The 18,850-nt window shown below is 56.4% G+C and carries 15 protein-coding genes and 1 pseudogene; 1 reads left to right on the top strand and 15 read right to left on the bottom strand.

Annotation, left to right across the window (positions count from 1 at the left end; genetic code table 11):
- Positions 1–13: 13 nt before the first annotated feature.
- From IPM61_13300 to IPM61_13285, 4 genes are all read right to left on the bottom strand, one after another.
- Positions 14–769: a 3-hydroxybutyryl-CoA dehydrogenase gene (locus IPM61_13300; protein MBK8912293.1), complete on the bottom strand. Its 756-nt coding sequence runs from the start codon at positions 767–769 to the stop codon at positions 14–16.
- Positions 770–922: 153 nt separating this feature from the next.
- The gene (locus IPM61_13295) at positions 923–1,219 is read right to left on the bottom strand and encodes a DUF3276 family protein (protein MBK8912292.1); all 297 of its coding nucleotides are present in this window, start codon (positions 1,217–1,219) and stop codon (positions 923–925) included.
- A 63-nt stretch (positions 1,220–1,282) separates the two neighbouring features.
- The gene (locus IPM61_13290; GenBank protein ID MBK8912291.1) at positions 1,283–3,580 is read right to left on the bottom strand and encodes a hypothetical protein; all 2,298 of its coding nucleotides are present in this window, start codon (positions 3,578–3,580) and stop codon (positions 1,283–1,285) included.
- 138 nt (positions 3,581–3,718) lie between these two features.
- Positions 3,719–4,183: a 6,7-dimethyl-8-ribityllumazine synthase gene (locus IPM61_13285; GenBank protein ID MBK8912290.1), complete on the bottom strand. Its 465-nt coding sequence runs from the start codon at positions 4,181–4,183 to the stop codon at positions 3,719–3,721.
- Positions 4,184–4,271: 88 nt separating this feature from the next.
- Here IPM61_13285 and IPM61_13280 point away from each other — a divergent pair, with 88 nt between their 5' ends.
- Positions 4,272–5,033, top strand: a complete 762-nt coding sequence (locus tag IPM61_13280; protein MBK8912289.1) for a DUF547 domain-containing protein — start codon at positions 4,272–4,274, stop codon at positions 5,031–5,033.
- An 83-nt stretch (positions 5,034–5,116) separates the two neighbouring features.
- Here IPM61_13280 and IPM61_13275 read toward each other — a convergent pair whose 3' ends face one another.
- From IPM61_13275 to IPM61_13225, 11 genes and pseudogenes are all read right to left on the bottom strand, one after another.
- Entirely contained in the window at positions 5,117–5,527 is a 411-nt protein-coding gene (locus IPM61_13275; GenBank protein ID MBK8912288.1) for a hypothetical protein, read from the bottom strand.
- Positions 5,524–7,014, bottom strand: coding sequence for an FAD-binding oxidoreductase (locus IPM61_13270; protein ID MBK8912287.1), 1,491 nt, complete (start codon positions 7,012–7,014; stop codon positions 5,524–5,526). Before IPM61_13270 ends, IPM61_13275 begins: the two co-directional genes overlap by 4 nt.
- 10 nt (positions 7,015–7,024) lie before the next feature.
- Entirely contained in the window at positions 7,025–7,768 is a 744-nt protein-coding gene (locus tag IPM61_13265) for an SDR family NAD(P)-dependent oxidoreductase (GenBank protein MBK8912286.1), read from the bottom strand.
- Positions 7,769–7,879: 111 nt separating this feature from the next.
- Positions 7,880–9,025: a cystathionine gamma-synthase gene (locus tag IPM61_13260; GenBank protein ID MBK8912285.1), complete on the bottom strand. Its 1,146-nt coding sequence runs from the start codon at positions 9,023–9,025 to the stop codon at positions 7,880–7,882.
- A gap of 61 nt (positions 9,026–9,086) precedes the next feature.
- A complete protein-coding gene (locus IPM61_13255; GenBank protein MBK8912284.1) occupies positions 9,087–9,350 on the bottom strand; it encodes a hypothetical protein in 264 nt (87 codons plus the stop codon).
- Positions 9,319–10,392, bottom strand: coding sequence for an extracellular solute-binding protein (locus tag IPM61_13250; GenBank protein MBK8912283.1), 1,074 nt, complete (start codon positions 10,390–10,392; stop codon positions 9,319–9,321). The genes IPM61_13255 and IPM61_13250 overlap by 32 nt, the downstream gene beginning before the upstream one ends.
- A 4-nt stretch (positions 10,393–10,396) precedes the next feature.
- Positions 10,397–10,915 (bottom strand): SLBB domain-containing protein, encoded by a 519-nt coding sequence (locus tag IPM61_13245; protein MBK8912282.1) that lies wholly within the window; start codon positions 10,913–10,915, stop codon positions 10,397–10,399.
- 98 nt (positions 10,916–11,013) lie between these two features.
- Positions 11,014–14,176, bottom strand: a pseudogene (gene secA / locus IPM61_13240) (preprotein translocase subunit SecA).
- Positions 14,177–14,359: 183 nt separating this feature from the next.
- Positions 14,360–15,088, bottom strand: coding sequence for an EI24 domain-containing protein (locus tag IPM61_13235; GenBank protein MBK8912281.1), 729 nt, complete (start codon positions 15,086–15,088; stop codon positions 14,360–14,362).
- Between the two features lie 125 nt (positions 15,089–15,213).
- Positions 15,214–16,566 carry a T9SS type A sorting domain-containing protein gene (locus IPM61_13230; protein MBK8912280.1) on the bottom strand — a complete coding sequence of 451 codons (1,353 nt, stop codon included), beginning with the start codon at positions 16,564–16,566 and terminating at the stop codon, positions 15,214–15,216.
- 296 nt (positions 16,567–16,862) lie between these two features.
- Complete coding sequence (locus IPM61_13225; protein ID MBK8912279.1) at positions 16,863–18,767, bottom strand: ABC transporter ATP-binding protein; 1,905 nt, start codon at positions 18,765–18,767, stop codon at positions 16,863–16,865.
- Positions 18,768–18,850: the final 83 nt, after the last annotated feature.

The raw sequence follows: 18,850 nt of genomic DNA, 5'->3' as shown, positions 1-18,850 counted from the left end.
AGGAGCAAGCGTTTCAGGCATGGAAGGGTTTGTTGGCGCGGGCAAGCTGGCGCAGCAGCACGCAGGGGCGGTAGCGTTCTTCGCGGTACTCCTGCCAAAGGGCTTCCAGCAACGCCAGCACCACATCGGGCCCGATGCGGTCGGCCCAGGCAAGGGGACCTTGGGGATAGTTGGTTCCCAGCTTCATCGCGGTGTCAATGTCGGCGGGGGAAGCAACCCCTTCCATCAGCGCGAACGCGGCCTCGTTAATCACCATTGCCAGCACCCGTGCCGAGACCAAGCCAAGCCGATCTTCCACCACTTCTGCATCGCGTGCAAACAGCTGGCGGGCATTCTGCACCACGCCCTCCCTGTTTGATTGCGCAATCTGAAGGGAAGGCGCAAGCTCCACCAGCGATGCCGCGCCGAACACCGACGGCAAGAAGCTGAACCCAACCACCGGAAATCCCCCTCCCATCAGCGAGGCGGCGGCGGTTGCGGTCATCGTCAGGGTGTTGCTCAGGATAAGGGTTTGCGGCTGGGCAATCTGGCCGATGAACCCAAGATTGCTGTGCTTCTGGCCATCGTCAACGCAGGAAAGTTCAACAATGGCGGAAAGGTCCGCGGGAAGCTGCGACGTTGATTCAATCCGAACGATGCGCTCGGGGATTGCAGCGGCGGCAGCGGGGTCCAGGCCGTCGTCCCAAAGGAGCAGTTGATGCTCGGGGGCAATCGCCAATGCCAGCTCGGCAGCATGAATTGGGGAAGCAAAAAGAAGGATACTGGACATCTCTCGATTATGGATGATGGATGTTCACGGCACGGCAGCAAGCCAAATGTTTCGGCGTGGAATCCCCCACCGGAAACAAGAACTCCACACACCAACCGAATGATGCGTGGAGTTGTTGGATATACATCATACGCGTAGTGGGGAAATACCGTGCTACGCTTCGTTTTCTTCGACGTAGTTCTCGCGCTGGCGTGGAAGCGCGTTGATTTTGGCAAGTTCCTGATAAACGAAATCCAGGGCTTCGTTCAGTGCTGCACGGAACTTCTCAAAGTCCTCCTTATAGAGGAAGATTTTGAATTTCTCTTTTTCTTCACCTTCTGCGCTGCGTTTGCTTTCGGTAATGGTCAGGTAGTAATCATGGCCGGAGCGAGTCGAACGAACGTCCACAAAGTAGGTTCGTTTGCCAGCACGCACGCGCCGGGAAAAAACTTCATCACGATTGTTTTCCACTTGCAGTCCCCTTGTTTTTTTGATCGAAACGTTTCTGTTCAGGCAATGCTGCTGGGTGCAACGCTATTGCTGGATTACCGCAATTTTACCAACCACGGTTTGTTCTCCTTGCTCGGTTCCGGCAGCCACCAGATAGATGCCGCTGGGAACCATTTTGCCGTTATCATCAAAACCATCCCAGAAGGCAACAGCCCCGCCGGGGGATTGAAATTGCCGAACAAGCACGCCACTCACCGTCAAGATTTTCACCGAAGCATCGGCAGGAAGCCCAGACAGGCGAAGCGGCTGGTTGGCTGGCACAATAAACGGCTGAGGTGAGGCAACAATTGAGGTGGCCGTCTCCGGCGACTCCACTGCTGGCGTTGACACCCTGTTCATGCCATTTGCGGTGCCAATATAAACATCACCCGTGGCGTAATCCGTAAGAATTGATCTAACAGAATTATCCACCAATGGGGAGTTATCAACGGTGTATCGTTCCAGCAATTCGGTGCCGTCAAGGCTCATCAGATAGACCCCTTGATCGGTCCCGACCCATTTGCGGTTCAAGGCATCAACGGCAATGGCGCGGATACCAACATCGCGCAGCGCACGCACGGTGCGGAACGTTGGCCGCCCACGATTCAGCATGAACGAAGGGTTCACCAGCACCACCAGCCCAGAGGGCGTTCCAATCCAGACTTCGCCGTCGGGGTCCACCAGCAACGCCGATTGCTGGTTTGATGGAAGCCCGTCGTTTGTGGTGATAATCCCCCAGATGCCACGGTTGGTTGCCGGGGCCGAACCGGTGTCGCGGAACCATTGCAATCCTTGAAGGCTTAAGCTCCCATCGGCCCCCAGCCACTTCGTCCCGTTGCGGTCAATGGCAATGTAACGGTAGGTGCGTGGGAATGGGCTTCGGTAGCTAACAAACCCGCTGCCATCGGGCGACTGCTCGCCCGGGCGAAGCTGCGCCACCAGCACCGGTCCAATCGCCGAGGTGTTGTCCCAGTTTACCAGCCATGTTCTTCCGTTATGCTCGGCGGCACCCGCGCCAATGACGTACGTTTTTTCGCTCCCATTAATTCCAATCAGCGGGGAGTTCTGGGCGTTGTAGAGCTTCCATCCTTCTTCGCCAATCCGCAGGAATCCGCCCGGGAACAGCCCCACCCACACCGTGCTGTCGGCTCCATTGCCAATGTTCCAGCTGTTGTTCGAGGGGAGGTCCGGCGTGGTTGGGAAGGCGAATGTTTCCCAGACTTCGTTGCTTAGTTTGCTTAGGCCGCGACCATCGCCCCCACTGGTTGCGGTGCCCACCCAAATGCTTCCCCCCTTCCCTTTCACCAAGCTGGCAAAAGCGTTCGACACCGGAGAATTTGGGAACAGGTAGCGCAAGGTATCGGCAACCGGAATGGCAAGGCCATCGCGGTTTGTGGTAAGGGCAAACGTGCCGTTGGGCGCGGCGGCAGCGTGTTGAATCTCGGTTTCCGCACTTTGAATTTGCCGGAACGATGCAGTGGTGTCGTTGAACCGGAACAGGTTGGCTCCGGACCAGGCGATCGCCACGTTTGCGGACTGCGTAAGGTGGAAAGGAACTGGAGGAAGATCGCCACGGCGTTGGAACGTGCCATCAATCCGTTGGAACACGCCGCGTCCGGTGGCTATCTGAAGATTTCCGCCAGCAACGGCAAGGCCGTACGTGGTGTCCGAAAGCCCTTCTTGCAAGCCAGCAACCGCCCATGATTTCGGGTCGGTCAGAACCTTGCCACGCTCCGGCGCCCATGCCAGCCCGAACTCGCTAGCAACCCAGATAGTGTCGTTGAAAAAAAGGATGTCGTGGGCGGGAAGGAACGGAGGAAGGTTCCCGAAGCGGGTGTAGCTATCGCCGAAAGTGCTGTCGGCTGGATTATAGACTGCGACCCCGAAAGCCGTCAGCACGTAGGTTTTTCCGTTGTGGAAGCGGAAGCCGGTGATCTTTTTATCGGGGCGGCTGATCGTGCTGATCTCGGTGGAGTAGCTCCAACGCTGCTCCGCTGTGTGATAGATGCTGATGGCTCCGTTGTCGGAGCCAACATAGAGTGTTTTGGAATCGTCATCGTAGCCCACGGCAAGGGCCGTCAACCGCAGAAGCCCTTCGGTGGTGCGGAAGGTGGCGAAGGAATCGGCAGCCGGGTCGTAGCGGAAGACACCGCCAGTGGTGGCGGCCCAGACCCCTCCATCGGCATCGAACGTTGCGCCCAAGACGGTTCGCATGGAGCTGTAGGCCTTCCAGACCGGCGCGGTTTGGGCAAACGAAACGGCAGCGGAGCCAATCAGGAACAAGCAGATCCCGGCCAAGAACGCACCCCGGCGGCGGGATACATCAAGGGAAGTGTGAAGCATCATAGATCCAAAAAGTGAGAGCAGCCGTACTGGCATTGAGTGGATGGGGCGAACCAACTGAAATCCCACCGGCAATGCAAGGCAAAAGTTTGGGGTGAACGGGGAACAAACCGTGTGGGTTGGTGTTTAGGGGCGGTGTTAAAGTTGTTTCAGCAACCCAACCATTTCAATCGCGGTTTGCGCTGCTTCCCAGCCTTTGTTTCCGGCTTTGGTTCCTGCGCGTTCAATGGCTTGCTCGATGGTGTCCACCGTCAGCACGCCAAAGGTGCAGGGGATGTTGGTGGCCATCATGGCGTTGCTGATCCCTTTCACCGCTTCCCCGGCAACATAGTTGAAATGGGGGGTTCCGCCGCGAATCACGGCACCAAGCACAATCACCGCGTCGTAGTTGCCCGATTCGGCCAATCGCTTGGCGGCCAACGGAAGCTCAAACGCCCCCGGGACATACGCCACTGTCACCGCGTCAACGTCTCCACCGTGCATTCGGATGCACTCCAACGCGCCCTCCAGCAACCGGCGGGTGATAAAATCATTCCAGCGGCTGACAGCCACCGCAAAACGGTAGCCGCTGGCGTTCAACGAACCTTCCAAAATTTTTGGCATAGCGTAAGGATCTTCTGGCTAAACTTGAACCACGATTTGGACGACGCAGCAACCGCGCATCATCAACAGCCAATATAACGATAAGGCCATGACCAGTTTACGAACCAAGCCGACACGCCTACAACAGGTTGTTCTTCTGCTCCACCTGTTCACCGTTGCTACCGTCGGCGTAGCGATTGCGGGGGGGGGAACATTCGACCATTCAGCATTCAACACCCTGCTAAGCCAAGCGGTATCGGGGGGGAAAGTTGATTACGGGAAGTTCAAAGGGAACGCGGCGTTCGCCGCCTATTTATCCGCATTGCAAACGGCCGAACCGATGGGCCTTACCAGCAACGAACAGCTTGCATTCTGGATTAACGCCTACAACGCCTCAACAATCAAGAACGTGCTGGACAATCCAGGGATGCGGAAGCCGACCGATGTGAAAGGCTTCTTCGATGCCAAAAAATTCAAGATCGCCGGGCGCTCGCTAACGCTGAACCAGATTGAGAACGACATCATTCGGAAGAATTTCAAGGAGCCGCTGATCCACTTTGGATTGGTCTGCGCCGCCCGAAGCTGCCCGCCGATTATCAACAAAGCCTACACCGGGAAGAATGTGAAATCGCTTCTTGCCAGCAACGCAAAAGCCTACTTGGCCGGAAAGCAGAACAGCTACAACGCAGCAACGAGCACGCTAAGCCTATCCAAAATTTTTGAGTGGTACCGCGGGGATTTTGGTGGGGAAGCAGGATTGAAGGAGTTCGTGAAGAAATACGGCACCGCCGAAATGAAAGCCGGGCTGACGGCAAACCCCCAAACAAAGATCGTGTCGCTGGAATACGATTGGACGTTGAACTCGAAGTAACGCGCTGGTTCACCATCCAGAACACAACGCCGATGCAGGATGCTGCATCGGCGTTGGTGTTTCTTCCAGAAAAGATTTTCGTCTCACCCACACGAATCCACCAGCACCACCGTAACCCTTCCCACAATCGGATAGCCGCAGCACCCTTCCACCATTCTCAGCTGAAGCCCGCTTTGCTTTCCGCAACGCTGGCCACGCATGGCGCGAACCAATAATGGAGCATTCGGCACCCCGGAAGCATCGTTCAGCACGTAGCTGGAATCGCTGAGCAGCAAGGTGTCCAATGCCACGGTGTCGGCTCCGCTCACGCGCCACAACGTCACCTCCGCATCGGTGACGAAACGGGTGGAGGTGGCCGAGTCCTTCACCAGAACGGTTAATGGTGGCGGCGTGGGGGCGCACTCCACGTCAACGCAGTTATCGGTATCGCAGCCGCTGGTTGCCAGCAGCAGAAGCAGCAACGCTGTGCCAAGCAATGTGGGGATCACCTTCATGGCTGGGCGGTTCCGGCTTGGGTCTGTGCCTCTGGTTTCGCCGTCGCTTCCGATTCGGGGAACAGGCGGCGGTAAAGGTTGGTTTCCAGCAGCCCGTTCGGGTCGCAGCGGCGTTTCAGTGCCATGAACTGCTCAACCGCCTCGCGGCCAAGATATTGCTCGGCACTGGCGGCATGAAGCGTGCTATCCTTCGCGAAGTAAAACCGCCCGCCGGCTTTCAGGACAACCTCATCAAGCTGGGAGGCCAGTTTCCAAATTGCGGCGCGGTTCCTTTTGGTGATTTTGAAATCCAACGCCAGGGAGTATCCATCAACGCTGTGGGTCATCAGGAAATTATCGCGGCGGTGGCGTTTGAACACTGCCAAATATGGCGGATACCCTGCCTTCTGCGCCAGCCGCAGCTGGGCTTTAAAAGCCTCGGCAGCAGTGGCTTCCGGAATGAAACTTTGGTATTGAATCAGCCCGCCCCGCCCGTAGGATCGCTTCCAGTTTGGAACATAGTCCAGCAGAAAAGCGAACGCAGCATGGGACTGCTGGAAGATTTTTCCGCGATCCAACAACCGGCTTGCATAAAACTTTGCCATGTTGATGAACCGAACCCCAACGTTGTTCACAAACGGCCGCATGAACCGCCAAAGCGTTGATTTTGGGAGCAATCCAAAAATGGTGTCGGGGAGCTGTTGGTTTTCGATCCGCAAGGTCTGGGCGGGGTTGGGGTCCTGGCCAGGCTTCAGATAGTTGGCTTCGTGGATCACCCCTCGCCCAATTCCCTTCCCCCCTGCCAATCCATCAATCCACCCAACTAAGTAATCGGCAGCGTCCATCCGTTGCTCAAGCTCCCGAATCATGGCATCAAGGTTTGGGACGTTGATGGCCTTCACGTTCAAGTAGCCGGAATAGACGTTCTTCAGTTTCAGGGTGATGCTGGTGAAGCAGCCCAACATCCCGAACCCGCCAATGGCGGCGTAGAAAAGGTCGCGGTTTTCTTGGCGCGAACAAGTTAGATGCTGGCCGGTTGGAAGCAGCAGTTCGAACTCAAGAATATGGTCGCCGATTGGGCCAACCGCAAAGTTGTTTTTGCCGTGGATGTTCATGCTGGCGCACCCGCCCAGCGTTGGGAACATTGTCCCGGGAACGATTGGGGGCCACCATCCATCGGGAAGCGCGTACTCCCACAGTTGCCGGATCGTCACCCCCGACTCCATTTTTATCACCCCTGTGTGCGGGTCCCATTCAAGGATTCGGCAGAACCGGGTAAGGTCCAGCACCACGTTCTCGGCATTCAAGGCCGCATCGCCGTAGCTGCGCCCTGCCCCCCGGAACGCAATCGTCCGCCCGGTGCGCTGCGCCAGCTCAAAAACCTCCCGAATCCCCTCCACCGTGGAAGGGCGGAAGACGTAGCCCACGGCATCGGTGCTTAAGCCCCAGCCATGAACAAGTTCAAGGTTCTGGAACGGGAGCGTTGGTTCATCACGTAACGTCATCATGGGACCTTGCTCAGATATTCAACCGCCGGAAGATGAACGATGGGAAGAAGCGAATCACCGTCCCAACAAATCGCCACCGCGCCGGGATGTAGGCGGTTTTCTTCCCACGCTTGGCGGCCTTCAGGATAAGCTCCGCTGCCCGCTCGGCCGAGATCAACCAGAACAGCCCTGGCATCCCTTTCGTCATGTCGGTATCCACAAACCCTGGCTTGGCCACCACCACCTTCACCCCAAACCGCGCCACCCGATTGCGAAGCGATTCCAAGTACGTGTTCAACGCGGCTTTGCTGGTGCAGTAGGCGGGATTGCCGCGCCGCCCGCGGTCCCCAGCAATCGAGGAGATGCCAACAATGGTCCCCCGCCCCACCCGCTGGAACCGCCGCGCAGCTTCGTTCAGCCACGCAAACGCGCCGCGAACGTTCACATCCAAAATCAGCGCGTCCTTCTCGATGTTGTACTCATCCGGCGCGACCGCCGGCATTGCCCCTGCGGCAAAGATGATAAGGTCCAATCCGCCGATGTCGCGGGTGATCTCCTGGAACAATCCCTCGGCCTGGCCAACATCCAACACGTCGTGTTGATAGGCCCGGGCAAGGGGTTGCTTTGCTTCTGCGTTGATCTGGGCGGCAATCGCCTTAACCGCATCGCCGCGCCGCGCCACCAGGGCAACGGCGCACCCTTCGCGCCCAAGCTGGCGCGCAATCGCGGCCCCAATTCCCGCCGATGCGCCAACAATTATTGCGTGTTTGAACATTGAGTAGATACAGGTCCGTTGCAACGGTACGGCCGCCAAGCGTGCCCCTCCGTTTTTTTTCATTCATCATGTAGCCTGCCCCCCCAAACGCTGTTCCCCCCTTTCTCCCCTTTATGCTTCCATTGCTTGTTGGATGTCGGCGATAAGGTCCTCGGCATCTTCAATCCCAACGGAGAAGCGGACAAGGCCATCGGTGATGCCCAGGCGTTGGCGGGTTTCCGGGGGGACGGAGCCGTGGGTCATCGAGACCGGGTGGCACAGAAGCGATTCGACCCCGCCCAGCGATTCCGCGAAGGTGAAGACGCGAACCGCAGCGCAGAAGGAACGGGCTTTTTCCAACGAGCCAAGATCGGCGGAGATCATTCCGCCAAACCCGCGCATCTGCCGCTGGGCAAGGTCGTGCTGCGGAAAATCGGGAAGGCCGGGGTAGTGAACCGCCGCAAACTCGGGGTGGCTTGCAAGATATTCGGCCACCTTCTGGGCGTTGGCGCAATGGCGGTCCATCCTGACGGCAAGGGTTTTCAGCGAGCGCAACGTGAGGTAGCAATCCATTGGCCCCGGGACCGCGCCGCACGCGTTTTGCAGGAACTTCAGCCGTTGGGCAATGGCGGGATCGGACGTTACCGCCGCGCCGCCAATCAGATCGCTATGGCCGCCAAGATATTTCGTGGTGGAGTGAAGCACCACGCTTGCACCAAGCAGCAGCGGGGTTTGCAGGTACGGGGTCATAAAGGTGTTATCCACCACCATCATGGCGTTGGCGGCGCGTGCAATTTCCCCAATCGCTTGAAGGTCGCACAGGCGCATCATCGGGTTGGTGGGGGTCTCGGCGTAGATCATCCGCGTTGCCGGGGTGATTGCGCCGCGCACGGCCTGAACGTCGCGAAAATCAACGAAGGTGAACTGGTAGCCCAACGGCTTCAGCACGGTATCGAACAAGCGGAAGGTTCCGCCATACATATCATCCCCGGCAACCACGTGATCGCCCGGGGCCAGCAGCCGCATCACCGCGTCAATCGCCGCCAGTCCGCTGCTGAACGCAAAGCCGTGGATTCCCCCTTCAAGCTCGGCAAGGCATTGCTCCAGCGCGAACCGGGTTGGGTGGTGGGTGCGTGCGTACTCGAACCCCTTGTGGTCGCCAATCCCCTGCTGGGCGTAGGTGGAGGTTTGGAAGATGGGGACGTTCACCGCCCCGGTAACTTCCTCCGGCGGCTGCCCGGCATGGATAGCGCGTGTTGAAAAGCCGTGATGTTTCATTAAAAAGTATGGGTTGCGTGCGTAAGGTTTTGCAGTTCTGGGCCCGACCCGCTGCGTTGCGTTAATGCCCGGCAGTTTCCGCTGCGTTCGTGGCTTCGCCGGTGGCAAGCTGGGTTAGGCGATACTGTGCATCGTTCAGGGCTTGGGCGGCTTCCTTGTTTCCAAGAATTGCTTGGGAGACTTCCTCCTCGATGATTGCCTCCATATCCAACCATTTTGGATGGACCGGGGTGAACCGCGCATTCTTCATCTGGGCAGTGAAATGTTTGCGAATCTCACTTTGCAAAAACGGATCACCAGCCACCGACAGATCTGCCGGGGTCATCCCACCGGGAAGCGCCTTGCAGAACTCCAACGCCTGCTTGGCCGATGTCAGGAACGTCACCAGTTTTTTTGCGGCATCCTTCTGCTTCGATGCGTTGTTGATTGCCAGATATTCCCCCCCGCCAAACGACACCGCACGCTGGCCCGCAAACCCGGGCATCACCTGCAACCCGAACTGCAACCCCGGGTTGTCCTTGCGGATGCGATCGGCAAGCCAAGGGCCGGAAATCCAGAAGCCCACCTTCCCCTACAAACTGCTGATCCAGCGCCTTCTGGGTTTCAATCAAGCCGGTGCGGGCAAGCTCCAGATACGCCTCCAACGCTTGGATATTTTGCGGTGAGTTCATGGCTGGCGTGCCGTTGGCCCCCACCACTTGGCCGCCGTTGGACCAGAAGAACGGGACGATTTTTTTATACAGCCGGTGGCGATCGGGACCGTTCGCGCCGAAGCCATACGCATCGGGATGCTTGGCTTTGATCTGCTCGGCCTTTGCCAGAACATCACTCCAAAGCGTGTCCGGCTTGGTGGTGTCGGCACCAACCGAGGCAAGAAGTGCTTTGTTGAAATAGAGCACCCGCGAATCCACCACCCAGGGCCAGGCATACGCGCCGCCGTTCCACTGCCCGGGCGCAAGAACTTCTGCCGAGAAGCGGGACTCGTTATCCCCCGCCATTCCTTTCTGGTTGGCCAGCACGCCGGCACTGCTGAACTGCGCCACCCAATCGCTTCCAAGCTCCAACACATCGGGCGCGGTGCCGGAGTTGAAGGCCAGTTGCAGCTTTGTTTGGCCGTCGTTCCAGCTAAGCTCCGAAAGCTCGACGTACAGGTCAGGGTTTTCGGCCTCGAACGCTTTCACCCGTTCCATCAAGGCGGCTTTCTGGGTTGGTTCGGACCAGAAGTGCCAGAACTTCAGGACGGTTTTCCCTTCTTTCGAGCGGCCATCCTGGGGGGAGTCGCCGCCGCCACAACCGGCAAGAAGAAGCACGAAGCTGAGGGAAAGGGAAATTGCAGCGAAGCCAAATCGGCTGAAGAAGATTTTCATGGAGTTATTTGACCCCGTTGTAGATGGTAAGAATGGAGACCAACACCAGCCCAACATCCCGAATAACCGCCAACACCTCATTGAAGGTGTCGTCTTGTTCGGGAATGATGACGGTGTCGTTTGGATAGAGCTTCGGGTTCAGCGTGGTGTCGGCGGTTTGCTGGTATTTCACCAGATCATACACCTCAATCGGCTTGCTGACGGTGCTGTCCACCGTCAGGTCGTGAACAACGCGAACTTCATCAAGTTTGGGCTTGGGGCCAGCTTGTCCGGCAGCCGGACCGCCGGCGTAGGAGATCAGTTGCAGAAGCGTGGTGGATGAAGGAACCTTGTACCGCCCGGGACGCGCAACCGCACCCCAGATGTTCACCTCCATCGAGAAACCAGCTCCGGCGGTGAAATCATAAACGCTGCCAAACGCGCCACCAGGCTGCCCCCCGCCACCTTGCGCAGCGGCCCGGTGCTGGACCGAAAGAAGGAGCAATGGAAAAACAAGCAGAAGAAGGCGGAGCGGTTGGAACATTGATCTGTTGGAAGGAGAGAGAGAGAGAGTCGTGACAAGCAAGAGATGTGCACCGGCCCCGCAGCGAACGGCGTGCGGGGCCGATGTGATTGCAGCAATCAGGAGCGCCCGTGGCAATGCTTGTATTTCTTCCCACTGCCGCAGAAGCAAGGGTCGTTGCGGCCAATCTTGGGCTGCTCCCGCATCATCGTCTGGATTGCTGGCTGCTGCGATTCGCCGCCGCCGCGTGGTGCTGGTTCTTCGCCGCCGGCTTCCACCGCCGCCGCTGCGGCCTCCATCTCTTCGGCAGTGGTTGCGGCCATTCCCATTCCGGTGGCATTGCGGTGGGTGTAGTTAAGGGGACGGCTGGCCGAGACGTTGCTCCCCCGCTGGCGTGGCATTCCATCGCTTGTGGTGGCCACCGGGCGGCGGCGTTGCGGCTCGGGCTGGCGCATCCGAAGCTCCGGCTCGTAGCGGAACACCAGGTTGATAACCTCCAGATTGATGTCGGAAATCAACTGCGTGAACAGGCCGTACGCTTCCTTCTTGTACTCCACCAACGGATCCCGCTGGCTGAAGGAGCGAAGGTGGATACCCTCTTTCAGTTCGTCCATTGCCCGAAGGTGTTCGCGCCATTTGTCGTCAATCACGTGCAGCATCGCGAACCGCTCAAGCTGCGCCATGAATTCGCTGCTTAGGCGTTGCTCTTTGCGGCTGTAGGTGTCCATTGCCGCCTCCATAATTTTTTCCTGCAAGGAGGCTTTCCCCAGCTCCTGGGCACGTTCGGGCGAGACCTCGATATCTATCAGCATCCGCACGCGGATTTCGTTTCGCAGAAGGTCCATTCCATCGGGGAAGTGGGCCTCAATCAACGTCCCGACCCATTCTTCCACGTAGTCGAACACCTCACTTTTCAGGCGTTCGCCGTGCAGTGCGTGGCGGCGGCGGTCGTAGATCACCTCGCGCTGCTGGTTCATCACGTCGTCGTATTCCAGCAGGCGTTTGCGGATTGCGAAGTTGTTCTCCTCCACTTTTTTCTGGGCCCGTTCCACCGCTTTGGTCAGCATTGGGGCCTCCAACACGTCATCGGCACTGCTGACTTTCTCCATCCAGCGGGTGATGCGGTCGCCACCGAACAGGCGCATCAGATTGTCTTCCAGGGAGATGTAGAACTGCGAGGACCCCGGGTCCCTGGCGTCCGGCGCGCCCGCGAAGCTGGCGGTCAATGCGGCGCGACTCGTGGCGTTCGGTGCCCAGGATATGCAGCCCGCCAAGCTCTTTCACCCCGGGTCCAAGTTTGATGTCGGTTCCGCGTCCGGCCATGTTCGTGGCAATGGTGACGGCACCTTTCAGGCCGGCATTGGCCACCACTTCGGCTTCGCGCTGGTGCTGCTTGGCGTTCAGGACGTTGTGGGGGATTTTGGCCCGCTGCAACATCCGGCTAATCGTCTCGCTGACCTCCACGCTGGTTGTTCCCACCAGAACCGGGCGGCCAATCTGGCGCATCTTCTCAATCTCCTGCATCACGGCGTTGTATTTGGCACGCTTGGTCCGGTAGATCAAGTCGTTCATGTCGTTGCGGGCAATCGGGCGGTTGGTGGGGATCACCACCACGTCCAGCTTGTAGATCTGCGAGAACTCCCCTTCCTCCGTCTCGGCGGTTCCGGTCATGCCGGCCAGTTTTTTGTACAGGCGGAAGTAGTTCTGGATGGTGACGGTGGCAAAGGTCTGGGTGTCCTCCTCCACCTTCACCGATTCTTTGGCCTCGATCGCTTGGTGCAACCCTTCGCTGTACCGCCGGCCCTCCAGAATGCGTCCGGTGAACGTGTCAACAATCTTGATCTTTCCTTCATCCACCACATACTCCACGTCCCGTTCATAGAGCGAGTAGGCACGCAGCAACTGCGTGACGGTGTGGATACGGTCGCTCCGTTCGGCAAAGCGGCGCATGGCCTCTTCGCGGCGGGTCAGTTTCACCTCGGCAGCGTCGTCGCCGCCATCAATGCTGCTCAGTTCGGAAGCAAGGTCGGGGATCAGGAAGATATCTGGGTCCTCCCCCGCGCTGGCAATGGAGTGGCGACCTTTTTCGGAAAGGTCAATCGTGTGGTTTTTCTCGTCAATGGAGTAGAACAGCTCGTCGTCAATCTCGTGCATCCGCGTCCCTTTGTCGCGCAGATACTCAAGCTCGGTTTCCTCCAACAACCGCTTGTTGCTCCCTTCCTGCAGCAGCTTCATCAGCTTGTTGTTTTTGGGCATTCCGCGGTGGGCGCGCAGAAGGTGGATTCCGGCTTGCGCACGGGTTTTCTGGTCGCCAGATTCCAAGATTGCATCGGCTTCGGCCAGCATCTTGTTCACCTCGCGAAGCTGCAATTGCACCAACCGCTCAACCCGTGGCTTCATTAAGTCAAACGACTGGTCGTCGCTGTCGGGGACCGGGCCGCTGATGATAAGCGGGGTTCGGGCTTCGTCAATCAGGACGGAGTCAACCTCGTCAACAATGGCAAAGTTGTGGGGGCGTTGGACCACCTCCTCCGAACGTTGCGCCATGTTGTCGCGCAGGTAATCGAAGCCGAACTCGTTGTTGGTGCCAAAGGTGATGTCGCACTCATACTGCGGCTTGCGCGTGTGCGGCGGCTGGTTCGATTGAATGCAGCCAACAGTAAGCCCAAGCGATTTATAGATTGGCCCCATCCACTCGCTGTCGCGGCGGGCAAGGTAATCGTTGACGGTGATGATGTGAACCCCGCGCCCAGGAAGCGCGTTCAGGTAGGTGGGGAGCGTGCCAACAAGGGTCTTCCCTTCGCCGGTGGCCATTTCGGAAATTTTCCCCTGGTGGAGCACGATGCCGCCAATCAGCTGCACGTCGTAGTGCACCATCTCCCACGTAACCATTGCCCCACCGGCTTCCCACTGCTTGCCAACATGGCGGCGGCAGGCTTCCTTCACCACGGCGAACGCCTCTGGGAGGATTTCGTTCAGGGTGTCCTGGGTGGTGGCGTAGATATTGGCTTCAAGGTCGGCAATCTCCTCGTACAAGCGGTCCCGTTCGTTGGCGGAGATGTCTTCTTTCAATCGCGCTTGTTTTTCAGCAAGCGACTCCTCGTCGGCCTGAATCCGCTCACGGATCAAGGCGCGGAACTCGTCGGTTTTGCCGCGAAGCTCTTCATCGCTAAGCGATTGCAGCTCCTCGAAGATTTCATTGATCTCGTCAACAATCGGGTACAGTGCTTGGACATCCTTGTCGCGCTTGGCACCGAAGATTTTTTCTAACAGCTTTAGCATGGTTCAATACCCGGCATCTCTGCCTGTTGAAATGGGCAGCTGTGCGCTGCCATGAACGTGATAGACGGCGAATATACCGAAGGGCGGTTGCTCCAACAACGCACAGACTGTAAGAGGGAGAACCGATGGTGGGAACAACCGGCAACCACACGGTGGGTTGCTTGCTTCGGGTTCGGGTTGGGCTTATGACGTTTCTTCGGCGTGGAGCATTGTTGCGCCAACCACCCCAAGGGGTAACAGCACAAAGCCCGCAAAAGGGACCAGCATCAGCAACGCCAGCCCGCCACCAAACCCCAGGTACAGCGACTTGCGCGCCCACACGTGCCGAAGTTTTTGGCGGAAGGTGGCGTAGTGGCGTTCAAACACATAATCGCTGAAATCAAGCGAAAGGACAACCGCCCCGTACAGCAGCGACAACACCGGGAAGAGAATGAACCCCAAGCCAGGAATAAACTGAGTAAGGAAGATTGGCGGGTAGCAAAGGACAAACATCAGCAGCCGCCCAAACGCAAACGCCACGCTGCGGGCAACATCTTGCACGATGGAGGTATCGCCAGCAGAAACCTGCGTGCCACGGATTTTTTGCTCCACAGCAAGGGAGAGTTTGGAGTTCAGCGGCCCGGCAATCGCGCTGCCAAGCAGAAGCAGAAGGAAGAAGGAGAGGAACACGCCGACGGCAGCGGCCAGAATTTGCAGGAAGGTTCGGAGCAGCGTTGCCACCACGCCATCGCCGCCGACCAACATTCCCGAAAGCTGGATAGCCCCCCAGATTCCCAGCGGAAGGCCAGCAACCATCAGCAGGATATTAACCAGCAATGGCCGCGAAGCCAAGCGGCGCACCTCCGAATCGCGCACAATCAGCCGCGCAGCACGGAAGTGGACGGTGAACCCCCTAACGAGACTTGATGGCATACTCCCCCACCTGTTGAGTGTTAAGAAAGCGACAAGCAGAAAAACCGCTTGCAAAGTAAAGAAGGGATGCGTTAATCAACGCATCCCTTCTTTAGGGTTGTATTCCAGACTCACCGCTCAAATTCTCACCGCACCACCACAAATGCCCGCGACTCCTTCCCCAATCGGCAGAAATAGGTTCCGGTGGGAAGTTCGGTGAAGTTGAGCGTGGTTTCCGTTGTTCCAGCAGGAAAGGTTGTTTCCAAAACCATGTTCCCCAACAGATCGCTAACGACCAACTGCTGGTCTTGGCTTGATAATTCGTAGGTCAGTTTTAGAGTTGAGGTTGTTGGGTTGGGAAATACTGCAAAACTCTTCCTGCCTTCTGCAAACTCTATCACACCTGTTGGGGTAATGATCATCGCAGGGCCGCCTCCGTCTATTGTCTTGTAGATTCTACCATATAATCCGGCACAGTATGCGACCGTGGGTGATGCTACACTAATTGCTGCCAGTTGAATGTAGCGGATACCAGAGTCGGCGAATTCCCATGTTTTGCCACTATCATACGTGCGTTGTATTCTATTATATCCTTGAAAATAAACATATGAGCCAGGAACACTTATGCCAAATTCGTTGTTGTAAAACGACATGGCTGCCGAGTTACCATTAGGTACGCCTGTTAATGTCCATGTAATCCCTCTATTTGTTGTCCTGTAAATTTGATTTCTTCCACCAATTAGCCATACTGAGTCATTCATACGATAGAAACAGCGTCCACTTTGCTTAACGTCCTTAAATTTTTCTACTTTCCACAATTTACCCCCATTTTTCGTAGTGAAATAAATTGAATAATTATTCATTGATAAAATAGCATACCCAGTTATCGAATCCATAAATGAAATTTCAAAAACATAATCTTTTATGTATTGATAAGTGGAGTCATCATCATACCAAAGCTCATCCACTTTTTCCCAAGTTTCCCCATAGTCTATAGTCTTTAATATTAGTGGTTTTGTTATATGTGGATGTGAAGTGCTAGCATATCCACAGGCATATCCAATACTATCATTGGGAAATGAAATCTTGTAGATTAATCCCGGAATATTGTTTATTTGTGATTTTTTCCAAGTTTTACCATTATTTGTGGTTTTATAGATAGCGCATATAACATTTGTATCTGCGTCATAGTATGCACCAGCAACAAAGCCGGTATCATAAGAACGAAATAAAATTGATCGTAAATACGCTAAAGAATCTGGGAATGGTACTGATTGCCAATTCGTCCCACCATCTGTAGTCACTCTGAACAAATAATTATTAAATGAATTATCAATAAATTCATTACCAATAATATATCCATATTGTTCGTTAAAAAAGTGAATATCTCGCCACAAAATAGATGGCAATGAATCCGTTAAAGGAAACCATCCAGTTTGAGATTCTCCTTTATTCGATAATAAAAGAGTTAAAGCTATTAGGATGTAGATCGTTTTCATAGTGTCACCTTCGATGTTATTCGATAAAGACAATGATTGATTTGGAAACAGATCCAGTGTTACTGCTTAAGAATACCATGTATGGGCCGGGAGGGTTGCAAGGGGGGTGGCACTGGCAAGTTCGCGCCAGTTGTTGGCGGCATCGGGAGAGAGACAGTTGCACGACATGGCGTTTTTCCTCCAAAAAAAGAGATTGGTTTGAGGAATTTGGATGCAACTCTACTTACCGAAAATCTCCGCTTTGGGCAAGCGAAATGTTGAGGGGGTGATAAAAAAATTATGGGTGCTTCTAATGCCTACAACGACTCCAGCGCTTGCTCCAATAATTGCCGTTCGTAGATGCGGTAGTACTCGCCACGGACCGCAAGAAGCTCCTCGTGGGTTCCTTGCTCGGTGATCTCCCCTTCGTCCATCACCAAGATTTGATCGGCCTCCTTTACGGTGCTGATTCGGTGGGCAATCAGGATGGAGGTGCGGGCGCGCATCACTTGGCGAAGCTCGCGCAGGATCTGCTCCTCGGTCTCGGTGTCAACTGCCGAAAGGGCATCGTCTAGCATCAAGATTTGCGGCTGGCGAAGCACGGCGCGGGCAATGCTGGTGCGCTGCTTCTGCCCCCCCGATAACGTGATCCCCCGCTCCCCAACAACCGTCTGGAACCCTTCCGGGAAACGGTGGATATTCTCCGTTAGTTGGGCGATGTCGGCGGCCCGCACCATCTCCGGCTCGGTTGCGTCGCGGCGGCCAAAACGGATATTTCCGGCTATCGTGTCGCTGAACAGGAACGTCTCCTGGGCAACCACGCCAATCTGCGTCCGCAACTGGTCGGCACTGAATTGGCTGATTGGGCGGTCGTCAATCAGGATTTCCCCTTTGGTGACTTCGTACAGCCGCGCAATCAAGTTCACAATGGTTGTTTTCCCCGCGCCGGTGGACCCGATAATCGCTAACGTCTCGCCAGGTTGCACGGTGAAACTGAGGTTCTTCAGCACAAACGGCAGCCCCGCACGATACTGGAACCAGACGTTGCGGAACTCAATTTTCCCAGCAATCGGCTTACTTGAAAGGTTGCCATTGCCCTGGCTTCCTGGCGATGCTGAATATCCGTTCTTCGCTCCATTCGTGCTGAGCGGGCTTGGCGATACCGATGCCGATGGAGCTTGCGATGGAATCTGTGATTGCGTTTGCGCAACTCCATTATTTCCATTGCTGCTTGCCAACTCGGCAGCAAGGTTCTGGGCTTGGGAAACCTCCGGCTGAAGCTCGAAGATGCGATTCAACCGGCCCATCGAGGCGGCGGCGCGTTGCACCAGGTTGGTGATCCACCCCACGGCAATCACCGGCCAGATAAGCTGGGAGATGTAGGAAAAGAACTGAACAATCTCCCCAATGGTGGCATTCTTGTTGATGACCTCCCAGCCGCCAACGCCCAGCACAATCAGTTGGGAAAGGCCAATCAGGACCATCATTGCCGGCATCATCAATTGCTCCACGCGGACCCGCTCAAGGTTTTTGCGGCGGTACTCCTCGCTCATCGCGCTGAACACCCCAATGGCGTACTTCTCGCGGACGTAGGCCCGCACCACCCGAACCCCGGAAAGATTCTCCTGGGCGTTGGAAGTAAGGTCCGCATACTGCGCTTGCACGGCGATGGAAAGCCCGTGGGTCCGTTTCCCGAGGCGATAGACGGTGTAGCTTACCAACGGAAGCGGAAGCAATGCCAGCAGGGTGATCGTTGGCGAAAGGATGAACATCATCGTCAGGGCGAACAGGAGCGTGGTGATGGTGTTGCTGGCGTACATCAGCGCAGGGCCAACGAACTCCCGCACGGCGGAGATGTCGTTGGTGGCAAGGGCCATTGTGTCGCCGGTTGGGGTGTTGTTGAAATGGTCCATCGGAAGCGTTTGGATATGCTTCAGGAAATCGTTCCGAAGATCATATTCCACCAACCGCGACAGCACGATGATCGTCTGGCGGGTAAGGTACAGGAAGATTCCGCTGCCGATGGAAAGCCCCACAATAATCAAGGCTTGCTGGCCAAGCTGCCCGGAGTCCATCCCGTTGCCCAGCTTGTCAATGGTTTCGCCAATGAAGCGGGGAATGGCAACCGAGAAGACGTTGGAGATGGTGATGCAGATAAGCCCCGCAATCAACCGCCCACGGTAGTTGCGGATGTATGGGATCAGGCGTTGTAGGTGGTGCATGGTGGCCCCAGAAAATGAACCGAGGGCGCAGATGCTCAATACTCTATTTCTATTGAAATTTCTATTGAACCTGCGCCCTCGGT

This window comes from Chlorobiota bacterium, from assembly GCA_016710285.1.
GTDB lineage: Bacteria > Bacteroidota > Ignavibacteria > OLB7 > OLB7 > OLB7.
The sequence above is the reverse complement of the archived record's forward strand: the minus strand, read 5'-3'. Positions and strand labels throughout refer to the sequence as shown.

Excerpts from the sequence above, each read along its gene's own strand:
- IPM61_13300 (MBK8912293.1), bottom strand. The coding sequence starts at position 769 with ATGTCCAGTATCCTTCTTTTTGCTTCCCCAATTCATGCTGCCGAGCTG.
- IPM61_13290 (MBK8912291.1), bottom strand. The coding sequence starts at position 3,580 with ATGCTTCACACTTCCCTTGATGTATCCCGCCGCCGGGGTGCGTTCTTG.
- IPM61_13285 (MBK8912290.1), bottom strand. The coding sequence starts at position 4,183 with ATGCCAAAAATTTTGGAAGGTTCGTTGAACGCCAGCGGCTACCGTTTT.
- IPM61_13280 (MBK8912289.1), top strand. The coding sequence starts at position 4,272 with ATGACCAGTTTACGAACCAAGCCGACACGCCTACAACAGGTTGTTCTT.
- IPM61_13275 (MBK8912288.1), bottom strand. The coding sequence starts at position 5,527 with ATGAAGGTGATCCCCACATTGCTTGGCACAGCGTTGCTGCTTCTGCTG.
- IPM61_13270 (MBK8912287.1), bottom strand. The coding sequence starts at position 7,014 with ATGATGACGTTACGTGATGAACCAACGCTCCCGTTCCAGAACCTTGAA.
- IPM61_13265 (MBK8912286.1), bottom strand. The coding sequence starts at position 7,768 with ATGTTCAAACACGCAATAATTGTTGGCGCATCGGCGGGAATTGGGGCC.
- IPM61_13260 (MBK8912285.1), bottom strand. The coding sequence starts at position 9,025 with ATGAAACATCACGGCTTTTCAACACGCGCTATCCATGCCGGGCAGCCG.
- IPM61_13255 (MBK8912284.1), bottom strand. The coding sequence starts at position 9,350 with ATGACCCCGGCAGATCTGTCGGTGGCTGGTGATCCGTTTTTGCAAAGT.
- IPM61_13250 (MBK8912283.1), bottom strand. The coding sequence starts at position 10,392 with ATGAAAATCTTCTTCAGCCGATTTGGCTTCGCTGCAATTTCCCTTTCC.
- IPM61_13245 (MBK8912282.1), bottom strand. The coding sequence starts at position 10,915 with ATGTTCCAACCGCTCCGCCTTCTTCTGCTTGTTTTTCCATTGCTCCTT.
- IPM61_13235 (MBK8912281.1), bottom strand. The coding sequence starts at position 15,088 with ATGCCATCAAGTCTCGTTAGGGGGTTCACCGTCCACTTCCGTGCTGCG.
- IPM61_13230 (MBK8912280.1), bottom strand. The coding sequence starts at position 16,566 with ATGAAAACGATCTACATCCTAATAGCTTTAACTCTTTTATTATCGAAT.
- IPM61_13225 (MBK8912279.1), bottom strand. The coding sequence starts at position 18,767 with ATGCACCACCTACAACGCCTGATCCCATACATCCGCAACTACCGTGGG.